The sequence below is a fragment of the Streptomyces sp. NPDC005141 genome, assembly GCF_053599975.1.
This window is the reverse complement of sequence record NZ_JBSFYW010000164.1, coordinates 1-1,441: the sequence shown is the minus strand read 5'-3', so window position 1 is coordinate 1,441 and position 1,441 is coordinate 1. Positions and strand designations below refer to the sequence as shown.

1 protein-coding gene and 1 pseudogene are annotated in these 1,441 nt (G+C 66.2%); one reads left to right on the top strand and one right to left on the bottom strand.

What is annotated here, in order from left to right; all coding sequences use genetic code 11:
- Positions 1-1,160: RNA-guided endonuclease InsQ/TnpB family protein (locus tag ACWD68_RS41870; RefSeq protein ID WP_451811716.1), on the bottom strand; the 1,160-nt coding region annotated here is incomplete at its 3' end.
- 11 nt (positions 1,161-1,171) lie between these two features.
- On the opposite strand from ACWD68_RS41870, the pseudogene tnpA reads away from it, so the two are divergent.
- Positions 1,172-1,441, top strand: a pseudogene (gene tnpA / locus ACWD68_RS41865) (IS200/IS605 family transposase); the annotation flags it as partial.

Here is a 1,441-nt window from a genome sequence, read left to right as displayed (position 1 = left end):
GCAGGGACGCGTGACTCACGCCCCGCGTTCCACACGCTCTCGCCGCGTCGGGCGATGTTGTGGGAAGCATTCCGGTCGGCGTGGGCAACGACCCCACACTTCCGGCAGATGAAAAGCCCCTGGTCGACACGGTTTCGCTTGTCGACGTGGCCGCACTCGGCGCATGTCTGCGACGTGTACGCGGGATCAACGAAGACCAGGGGCACACCGGCCCGCTTGGCCTTGTAGACGACAAAGTCTCCAAGCTGGGCGAATGCCCAGGAGTGGAGTGCGACCCGTTGGGGCTTGCGGAGCCGTACCCTCTGCCGGATTCCCTTGAGTTGTTCCAGGGAGATCCCGGCCGAGGTGCGTTCAGCCTCGGTCACGATCGTCTTGGCAATGATGTGGTTGGCGTTCTTGACATGCCGCTGTTCGCGGCGGGAGCGCTCCTTCAACCGGCGCCTGGCGCTCTTGGTGCGCTTCTTCTGGAGCTTGGCCCGCAAGGCAAGCTGCCGCCTGCGGTACCGGTTGAGCCCCCGTCCGGCGGCGAGGTAGCCGGTGGAGGTGGTGGCGATGTTCTCGATCCCGAGGTCCACGCCGATGAAGCCGTCCGGCTCGTACGTCTGCGGCTCGGGCACGTCACAGGTGGCGACGAGGTAGAAGCTGCCGTCCCGCTCGATCAGGTCGGACTCACCCCTGCGGTACTGCTGGAGCGTTTTGAGGGCATCCTGCGAGCACGCGAAGCGCACGCCCTTGATCCGGCCTGCGGTAGTCCAGACGGAGACCGTCTGCTGGTCGTACTGCCAGCTCAGACACCGGTCGTCGTACGGCTGGGCGGCATCGGGCCGGAACACGATCGGCTTGGACTCGACCTTCCGGCAGCGCTTGCTGCCGGGCTTTCCGTAGTTCCCGGCCCTGAGGTTGGCGTGCAGCGTGGTGTAGGCGTCACGCACCTTCTTGATCACGTGTTGCGCCGCCTGCGCCCCGAGCCCGGAGGCTTTGAGGTGCGGGTACGTGTGCCTGCGCAGCTCGTACTCACGCGGCACGCCGTTGACGTATGCCACCTCGGACACCCAGGTAGCCAGGTCGTTGACCGTGCGCAGGGTCGCCGAAAGCGCCGCGGCCTGGTCGGCCTCCACTATCAGCTTCACCTGCGTCACGATCTTCACACGCAGGATCATAACTTTGACCCATGTCACCACGCCGGGAGCCAAACCCCGCTATCCGCAGGAGCCGTACGGTCGTCCACACCCTGCACGCGCACTTGGTCTCCACTCCGAAATACCGGCGCGGACCTCCAGCGCTGCGAAGAGGTCATGCTCGACGTGTGCACCGACTTCGGCGCGGAGCTGCGGGAGTTCCACGGCGAACGCGACCACGTCCACCTGCTCGTGCACTACCCGCCCAAGGCTGCGCCGTCCCGGCTCACCGACAGCCTCAAAGGCGTCTCCGCCCGCAGGCT